This window comes from Massilia sp. DD77, from assembly GCF_036961685.1.
GTDB lineage: Bacteria > Pseudomonadota > Gammaproteobacteria > Burkholderiales > Burkholderiaceae_D > Telluria.
The window spans coordinates 168,575-176,689 of sequence record NZ_JBAMDH010000004.1 but is presented as its reverse complement, the minus strand read 5'-3'; the positions used below and the strand labels follow the sequence as shown (position 1 = coordinate 176,689).

5 protein-coding genes, 2 tRNA genes and 1 pseudogene are annotated in these 8,115 nt (G+C 67.3%); 4 read left to right on the top strand and 4 right to left on the bottom strand.

Translation table 11 applies throughout. The features are described 5' to 3' along the window. The first annotated feature begins 53 nt into the window (after positions 1-53). Positions 54-129 (top strand) — tRNA-Asn (locus V7778_RS03530). Positions 130-363: 234 nt separating this feature from the next. Here the strand turns inward: V7778_RS03530 and V7778_RS03525 are convergent. Next, positions 364-1,503 carry a PepSY-associated TM helix domain-containing protein gene (locus V7778_RS03525; protein WP_335551957.1) on the bottom strand — a complete coding sequence of 380 codons (1,140 nt, stop codon included), beginning with the start codon at positions 1,501-1,503 and terminating at the stop codon, positions 364-366. A 13-nt stretch (positions 1,504-1,516) separates the two neighbouring features. Then, positions 1,517-3,637 carry a TonB-dependent siderophore receptor gene (locus tag V7778_RS03520; protein ID WP_335551956.1) on the bottom strand — a complete coding sequence of 707 codons (2,121 nt, stop codon included), beginning with the start codon at positions 3,635-3,637 and terminating at the stop codon, positions 1,517-1,519. Between the two features lie 162 nt (positions 3,638-3,799). Between V7778_RS03520 and V7778_RS03515 the strand changes: the two genes are divergently transcribed. Continuing rightward, positions 3,800-3,875 (top strand) — tRNA-Asn (locus V7778_RS03515). 250 nt (positions 3,876-4,125) lie between these two features. Further along, positions 4,126-5,221: pseudogene (locus V7778_RS03510) on the top strand (tartrate dehydrogenase). A gap of 6 nt (positions 5,222-5,227) precedes the next feature. Here the strand turns inward: V7778_RS03510 and V7778_RS03505 are convergent. Next, a complete protein-coding gene (locus V7778_RS03505) occupies positions 5,228-5,671 on the bottom strand; it encodes a rhodanese-like domain-containing protein (RefSeq protein WP_335551955.1) in 444 nt (147 codons plus the stop codon). An 86-nt stretch (positions 5,672-5,757) separates the two neighbouring features. Here V7778_RS03505 and pdxR point away from each other — a divergent pair, with 86 nt between their 5' ends. Further along, positions 5,758-7,200: a MocR-like pyridoxine biosynthesis transcription factor PdxR gene (gene pdxR / locus V7778_RS03500; RefSeq protein WP_335551954.1), complete on the top strand. Its 1,443-nt coding sequence runs from the start codon at positions 5,758-5,760 to the stop codon at positions 7,198-7,200. On the opposite strand, the gene V7778_RS03495 is transcribed toward pdxR, so the two are convergent. Then, positions 7,197-8,084 carry a LysR substrate-binding domain-containing protein gene (locus tag V7778_RS03495; protein WP_335551953.1) on the bottom strand — a complete coding sequence of 296 codons (888 nt, stop codon included), beginning with the start codon at positions 8,082-8,084 and terminating at the stop codon, positions 7,197-7,199. The genes pdxR and V7778_RS03495 overlap by 4 nt on opposite strands. Positions 8,085-8,115 lie beyond the last annotated feature (31 nt).

Sequence of the window (8,115 nt, the reverse complement as noted above, 5' to 3'; positions counted from 1 at the left end):
TGTTATCGCGGCATTTGCCAAACCGGAAGAAGCAGGTATAATTCGGCCTCCTTTCCCTGATAGCTCAGTCGGTAGAGCGACGGACTGTTAATCCGCAGGTCCCTGGTTCGAGTCCAGGTCGGGGAGCCAGAATACGAAGGGCCGCATTGTAAGATGCGGCCCTTTTTGTTTCTGGCGCTGGCGTAAGCCGTTATCGTTCCAGCCATCCCGCGCCATCAGCATCTCATCCCGGCGAAGGCCGGGATCCAAGTCGGTCGCTTAGCCAGGAATGATGTTATTGGCCTGCAAACAAACTTGGATCCCGGCCTTCGCCGGGACGACGTTGGTAGGGGGAAGTGGAAAGGGAGAGGTGCGGACTTCGGCTTAGCTGATGGCCTCTTTGGGTACGCCTTGCAAGCTCGCCTGCTTCTGCTCCGCCGTCACAGTGCGCCGCTTCCACCACAGCACCAAGCCGCTCCACAGCACCCAGATACTCAGCAGATCCAGCCCCAGCCACAGGACCTTGAGCGCCATCCCGCCATAATCCCCGAAGTGCAGCGGCTGCGACAGCATCAGGGTCGATACGTACCACGGCATCTCACCCGTCGTCACCACCTCGCTTGTTCTCGCATCGATCATCACGATCGATAGCAGCTTGGAGGTCACCGGGGTATTGCCCTGCATGAAGGCCATGAAGTGCTGCGGCGTGGCGAAGTCGTTGCCCGGATAGGCCATGAAGCTGAGCGTCTTGCCCGGCGCCGCCTTCAAGGCCGCCTTGACGGCCGCGTCGGCGGACACGGCCCCCGTCACCGCCGGCTGGCCCTTGAACGGCTCCGCCAGCGCCTTCAGTTCGCTGGCCTGCCAGGCCGCGAAGATCGGCTGGTTGAGCGCATTGATCGTGCCCGTCACGCCCACCACCAGCAGCCACACCAGGGTGACCATGCCGAGCAGGTTATGCTGGTCCAGCCATTTGAGGCGCGTGGCGCGGTTGCGCCGGATGCTGCCGAAGCGCAGCTTCTTCATGGTGGGCCCGTACACATAGATGCCCGACACGATTGACGCCGCCAGCAGCAGACCCATCAAACCCAGGAACAGGGTGCCGCCGATCCCCATGTACATGTCGACGTGCAGGCGCAGCATCACGTCCATGAAGCCCTGGCCCAGCGGGTATTCGCTGAGGAAGTTCCCGGTGCGGGCGTCGTAGGTATAGAAGGCCGTCAGGCCGGGCGAATCGATGCGGTCGGCCATGCGCACGTAGAGCAGATCCGGCTCGTCCGCCTCGGCCACCAGGAACTGCGGCACGTCCTGCGGACGGCGCGCCTGGGCGTCGGCGACGATGGCGTCGATGCTGGCGCGGCCGGTGTGGCTCGAGGCCAACGCCGGCGCATCGGCGCTGGTGCCCAGCAGGTGGCTGATCTCGTGCGAGAAGATCAGCGGCAGCCCCGTCAGGCACAGCATCAGCAGGAACAGCGTGGCGATCAGGCTGGTCCATTTGTGCACGGTGTACCAGGCGCGAAAACTCATGCGATGCTCCAGGTCAGAATGCAGCGTGCAGGGTCAGCTCGACGCTGCGCTCGGCGCCCATCCAGCAGTTCTGCGCGCTGTGGCAGGCGCCGACGTAGCGCTTGTCGCCCAGGTTGCTGGCGGTGAGGCCCAGGCGCCAGGTCTTGTTCAGGCGCAGCATCGCGGCCGCGTCGAAGACGGTGTAGGCGGGTACGGTGGCGGTATTCGCCGCATCCATCTGGCTTTCGCCCACATAGCGCACGCCGGCGCTCAGGTCCAGCGCATCCATCGGCTGGTAGTTCAGCCACAGCGAGGCCTGCTTGTCGGCCACCCACACCGGGGTCTTGCCGACCAGCGAAGGATCGGACGCGTTCTCGGTCACTTCCATGTCCAGGCGGGTCAGGCCCAGCGTGAAGTCGAGATGGTCGCCGATGGCCTGGTTCCACGACACTTCCACGCCGGTCGAGCGTACTTCGCCGTTCTGGGTGTACTGCATGAAGTCGGGCGTGTTGACCACCACGTTCTGCTTGCGGATCTCGAACCCGGCCGCAGTCAACTGGGTGCGGCCGTCCTGCGAGCGGTACTTTACGCCGGCCTCCATCTGCTTGGCGGTGGTCGGCTTGAAGGCGGCGCCGGTGAGCGAGTCGACGCCGGAGGTCGGCTCGAACGAAGTCGAGTAATTGAGGTAGGGCGCCAGGCCGTTGCCCACCTGGTAGATCGCGGCGACGCGACCGCTGGTGCGCTCCTGGGCGATCGCCGTGACGCCGCTCGACGGGAAACCGTCGTAGCTCGACTGTTTGGCGTCTTCGCTGCGGTAGCGGTCGCGGCGCAGGCCGCCGAGCAGGGTCAGGGGGCCGAGTTTCGCTTCGTCCTGCAGGTAGAAGCCCAGCTGCGACTGGCGGATGCCGTGGCGCTCGGTGTAGAAGTCGAAGGGCAGGGCGGCCACGTCGAACAGGTGATGGTTCGGGCTGCCCAGGTCGATCGAGGGCGTGTTCGTGCCCAGCGTGTCGCCATAGCGGACGCTGGTGCGCAGTTTCTGGTAGTCGGCGCCGGCCAGCACGCGGTGAGTCCAGGCGCCGGTATTGAAGCGGAAGGCGAACTGGTTATCGACCACGTAACCGCGCATCGATTCGTCGGTGAAGTAGGCCGAGCGCAGCAGGGTGCGGTTGTCGGCCAACAGGCCGTTGTTGTAGGTGTTGCGCTGGAAGCCGTCGGCCTTGGTATAGCGGAAGTTCTGCAGGAAGCTCACGCTGTCGTTGAAGGCATGCTCGAACTTCCAGCCCGAGAGCAGCGTCTCGCGCTCCATGCCCGACCAGGCGGCGTCGCCCGCGAAAGCGTCGGCGTCCAGGCGTCCGTAGGGCGCTTCACGCAGGGTGCCGGTCGCGGGCAGCGGCGTCGACGGAATCAGGGCGGGATCGTCCTGGTAATAGAGATTCAGGTTGAGGCGGGTCGCGGGGCTGATGCGCCAGGTGACCGAAGGGGCGAGCAGGCGGCGTTCTTCCTTGGTGGTGACCTGCTGGCCGTCGCGCTCGCGCGCCAGTGCGATCACGCGGTAGTCGACGTCTTGCGAGAGCGGGCCGGTGCTGTCCAGGGCCAGTTCGCGCAAGGCATTCGTGCCGATGCGGGCGCGCACCAGGGTCTCCTGCGTTTTCTGGCCTGGGCGCGGCTGCTTCGCGGTCTGGTTGACCATGCCGCCCGGCGGCGCCGAGCCGTAGAGCACAGACACCGGGCCCTTCAGCACTTCCACGCTCTCGGTGGCGAAGGCGTCCACTTGCGGCACCAGGTTCCACAGGCCGTCGTACTGCAGCGGCAGGCCGTCATAGTAGTTGCGGTAGCTTTCGAAGCCGCGGATGGTGTACTGGTCGAAGATGGTGACGGTCGAGCGACTCTCCGGTGTCACGCCCGGCACGTAGCGCAGTGCTTCGTTGACGCTGTCGGCCTGGCGCGAGCTCAGGAGTTCGTTGTCGTAGATCTCGTAGCTCATCGGCGATTCCAGCGGCTTGAGGTCGGACTTGGTGCCGGTGGTGCGGTAGCCGGTGGCGGTGACGACCACCTGCGCGGTGTCCTCGGCGACGGTCTGGGCGGTGGCGGGGATCAGGGTGGACAGGACGAGCAGGCTGGCAAGGCTGCGCATCGGGATGACAGGCGTGGGCATGGCTTTCTTTTTGTTAGTGCGAATGATAATGAGAACAATTATCATTTAGAATAGCCGTGCTGTCAACTTGCCTGCTGGGAGAGGCCCGTGCCGCCGCTTCCTCGATGCTTGAAAATCGGCACTGGTCAAACCCGATGCCAGCCGTTATAATGCGGCCTCTTTTCCCTGATAGCTCAGTCGGTAGAGCGACGGACTGTTAATCCGCAGGTCCCTGGTTCGAGTCCAGGTCGGGGAGCCAGAATTCGAAGGGCCGCATTGCAAGATGCGGCCCTTTTTGTTTTGACGCAGGGGTTTGCATATCGGCGACTCTTTTTGTCCCGCACCGTTCGCACGTCATCCCCGCGAAGGCGGGGACCCAATTCCGTTGAGCAGCCAGGAAACACGCTATCGGCCTGCAGGCGAACTTGGGTCCCCGCCTGCGCGGGGATGACGATGCATGCGTTTGTGGCCGAAATAGCAGTACCATGCCTTTTTCGAAAGGAGCCCCCATGACCCGCCCATTCAAGATCGCCGCCATCCCCGGCGACGGCATCGGCAAGGAAGTCCTCCCCGAAGGCCTCAAGGTCCTGGAGGCCGCCGCCCGGCGCTTCAAGCTGCAACTGGACTTCACCCACTTCGAGTGGGCCAGCTGCGACTACTACCTGAAGACCGGCGACATGATCCCGCCCGACTGGAAGGACCAGCTGGCCGGCATGGATGCGATCTACTTCGGCGCGGTCGGCTGGCCCGCTACCGTCCCCGACCACATCTCGCTCTGGGGTTCGCTCCTCAAGTTCCGGCGCGAATTCGACCAGTACATCAACCTGCGCCCGGTGCGCCTGTTCGACGGCGTTCCTTGTCCGCTGGCCGGCCGCAAGCCCGGCGACATCGACTTCTTCGTGGTGCGCGAGAACACCGAGGGCGAATACACGAACCTCGGCGGCATCATGTTCCCCGGCACCGAGCGCGAGCTGGTGATCCAGGAATCGGTCTTCACCCGCCACGGCACCGACCGCGTGCTCAAATATGCCTTCGAGCTGGCCAAGGCCCGCGCGCAGGCACCTGACGGTGGCCACCAAGTCGAACGGCATCGCCATCAGCATGCCCTGGTGGGACGGCCGCGCCGACGCCATCGGCAAGGACTACCCAGGCATCACCGTCGACAAGCAGCACATCGACATCCTCACCGCGCGTTTCGTGCTGCAGCCGGACCGCTTCGACGTGGTGGTCGCGTCCAACCTGTTCGGCGACATCCTGTCCGACCTCGGCCCGGCCTGCACCGGCACCATCGGCCTGGCGCCTTCAGGCAACCTGAATCCGGAGCGGCGCTTTCCTTCCTTGTTCGAACCGGTGCACGGCTCGGCGCCGGACATCGCGGGCAAGGGTGTCGCCAACCCGGTGGCGATGATCTGGTCGGGCGCCATGATGCTGGACTTCCTGGCCGGCGCGCCGGATGCCGGCCCGGAACTGCGCGCCGCCCACGACACGATCCTCGCGGCCATCGAGCAGGTCCTGCGCGACGGTCCGCGCACCGCCGACCTGGGCGGGCAGGCGCCTACCGTGGACGTGGGCAGCGCGATCGCGGCGCTGGTGGCCGGCGCCTGAGCCGGTTCAGCAGCCGCACCGGGCGGCCGCGCCCAAGCGGCCCGCTTCCATGCCGGTGGCCAGCGGATGGCCGTCGCGCTTCCAGAAGTCCAGGCCGCCCAGCAGCTCCTTCACCTTGAATCCGAGGCGCGCCAGCTTCCAGGCGCCCTTGGTCGAGCCGTTGCAGCCGATGCCGTCGCAGTAGACGACATAGGTCTTGCCGCGGTCTAGCGCAGACGTGCTGTGCTCATCCATGGTCCGGTGCGGAAAGCTGATCGCGCCGGGAATATGGCCGGCCGCATAGTGCTCCGGACTGCGGGTGTCGATCACGACGATGGCGTCGACGCCGTTCAGCAGGTCTTCCGCCAGGTCGGCGGAATCGGTGTGGTAGGCCAGCTTGGCCTGCATGAAGACGGCGCTCTGCGCGGGATCGGGGGCGGGGAATTGCAGCACCAGCGAGGGGGCGGACATGGATGGCTCCTGTGTTGACGATGCTGCCATTCTAGTCCGCGCATGGCATTATGATGGATGCCAATTCCCAGTCATCGACAAGACCAATGCCGGATGCTCCAAGTACGCCCGCCCTCTGGCTCAGCCTGTTCCAGCGCGAGGACCAGCCCGGCCTGCCGCTGCGCGAGCGCGTCTGTGCGGCCCTGCGCGGCGCCATCCGGCGCGGCGAGCTGGGGCAGGGCGCGCGCCTGCCGTCCACGCGGGTGCTGGCGGCCGACCTGGCGATTTCGCGCGTGACCGCGGAGGCGGCCTACGCGCAGCTGGAGGCCGAAGGCTATCTGGCGCGCCGCGTCGGCCACGGCACCGTCGTCTGCATCGCCTCGTCCGGCTGGCAGGCGCCCGCCCAGACCGTCCAGGGCGAAGCAGGCTTGTCGCGCCGTGGCGTCGCCATCGTCGGCACCGGCGGCTGCCACGATCCGCTCGTGCCGCGCGCCTTCTGCGCCGGTAGTCCGGACCTGCGCGCCTTCCCGGTCGAGACCTGGCGCCAGATCACGGCGCGCCAGCTGCGCAGCCAGGGCGCGGCCCTGATGGGCTATGGCGATCCGCAGGGATACGCGCCGCTGCGCGAAGCCATCGCCGCCTACCTGGCGCAGTCGCGCGGCGTACGCTGCGACGCCGGGCAGGTGGTGGTGCTCACCAGCTCGCAGCAGGCGCTGCAGCTGTTGGCCATGCTGCTGCTCGACCCGGGCGACACGGTGCATATCGAGGAGCCGGGCTATGTCGGCGCGCGCAACGCCTTTGCCGGCGCCGGCGCGCGGCTGCTGCCGGTCCCGGTCGACGCCGAAGGCATGACGCTGCCGGCGCATCCGGCGCGGCTGACTTACCTGACGCCTTCGCACCAGTACCCGACCGGCGTCACGCTCGGCCTGGGGCGCCGGCTCGCGCTGCTGGAAGCCGCGCAGTGCGACGGCGGCTGGATCGTCGAGGACGACTACGACAGCGAGTTCCGCTACGATGCGCGCCCGCTGCCGGCCATGCAGGGCCTGGACCGCCATGGCCGCGTGATCTACCTCGGCACCTTCTCGAAAGTGCTGTTTCCCTCGCTGCGCCTGGCCTATGCCGTGCTGCCGGCGGCGCTGGTGGACCCGGTGGTCAAGGCGCGCACCGTCATGGACGGCCACAGCGCCCAGCTGGCGCAGGCGGTGACGGCGGAGTTCATCGCCCACGGCCACTTCGCGCGTCACCTGCGCCAGATGCGGCTGCTGTACGCGAGCCGGCGCGCGCTGCTGCTCGAGCGGCTGCACGCGGCGGGACTGGACTGGATGGCGCCGCAGCCGGGCGCCGGCGGCCTGCAGCTGGCGGTGCGCCTGCCGGCGGGCAGCGAGGCGGCGCTCACGCGCCAGGCCGCTGCGCGCGGCATCGCCACGCCTTCGCTGTCGGCGCTCTACATGGGCGAAGGCAGGCTGGACGGATGGCTGCTCGGCTTTGCGGCCCTGCAGAACGAGGAGATCAGCGCCGCGGTCGCGGCGCTGGGGGCGCTGCATCTTTAGGGCTGACTGGCCGCCTCGGAACGCAACCAGGCCAGCGCGGCCTCGACCTGCGGCGCCGGGGTGTGGCCCGCGCTGCGCACGAGGTGGTAGGTGTGGCCGGGGATCGCGGGGCCGAAAGGCCGCACCAGGCGTCCCGCCGCGATCTCGTCCGCGAGCAGCGCGAGGCTGAGCAGGGCGATCCCCTGGCCCGCGAGCGCCGCCTGGATCGCGTGGCCTTCGTCCGAGAATCGCAGCCCGCCCTTGGGCGCCCGCCACGGCAGGCCGGCGGCTGCGAACCAGTTCTTCCAGGTGGGATTGAGCGGATGCTGGCGGCTCCACTTGAAATCGATCAGCGGCAACGTGGCCAGGTCGGCCGGCGCGGCCACGCCCAGCGCGGGGCTGGCCAGCGGAGCGAAGCTGTCGGTGAACAGCGCTTCCGACACCATCCCAGGATAGGGGCCGCGTCCGTAGCGGACCGCCAGGTCGGCATGGTCGGCGCCCAGGTCCACCGCCTGGTCCGAGGCATGCAGCTCCAGGTCGATGTCCGGGTGCAGCCGGCGGAAGCGCGCCACCCGCGGCGCCAGCCAGCGCGCCATGAAGGCATTCGTCGCCGAGATCGTGACCACGCGCCGGGTCTTCTTCTTGTCCAGCCCCTGCAGGACCATCTCGAAGGCATTGAAGCCGTCGCGCAGGACAGGATAGAGCGCCTGGCCGGCCTCGGTCAGGACCACCTTGCGCACCTGCCGGTCGAACAGCGCGAGGCCGGTGTACTCCTCCAGGGAGCGGATCTGGTGGCTGATGGCGGTCGGCGTGACCGCGAGTTCGTCGGCCGCCAGCTTGAAGCTGCCGCGCCGGGCCGCCGCTTCGAAAGCGCGCAATGCCGAGAGGGGAGGGAGTCGCCGCATGGCTTGATAGATGAAATAAATTCAGCTTATG

What these genes read in the sequence shown, in the direction of transcription:
- pdxR (WP_335551954.1), top strand. Translation starts at nt 5,758, where the DNA reads ATGCCGGATGCTCCAAGTACGCCCGCCCTCTGGCTCAGCCTGTTCCAG.
- V7778_RS03525 (WP_335551957.1), bottom strand. Translation starts at nt 1,503, where the DNA reads ATGAGTTTTCGCGCCTGGTACACCGTGCACAAATGGACCAGCCTGATC.
- V7778_RS03520 (WP_335551956.1), bottom strand. Translation starts at nt 3,637, where the DNA reads ATGCCCACGCCTGTCATCCCGATGCGCAGCCTTGCCAGCCTGCTCGTC.
- V7778_RS03495 (WP_335551953.1), bottom strand. Translation starts at nt 8,084, where the DNA reads ATGCGGCGACTCCCTCCCCTCTCGGCATTGCGCGCTTTCGAAGCGGCG.
- V7778_RS03505 (WP_335551955.1), bottom strand. Translation starts at nt 5,671, where the DNA reads ATGTCCGCCCCCTCGCTGGTGCTGCAATTCCCCGCCCCCGATCCCGCG.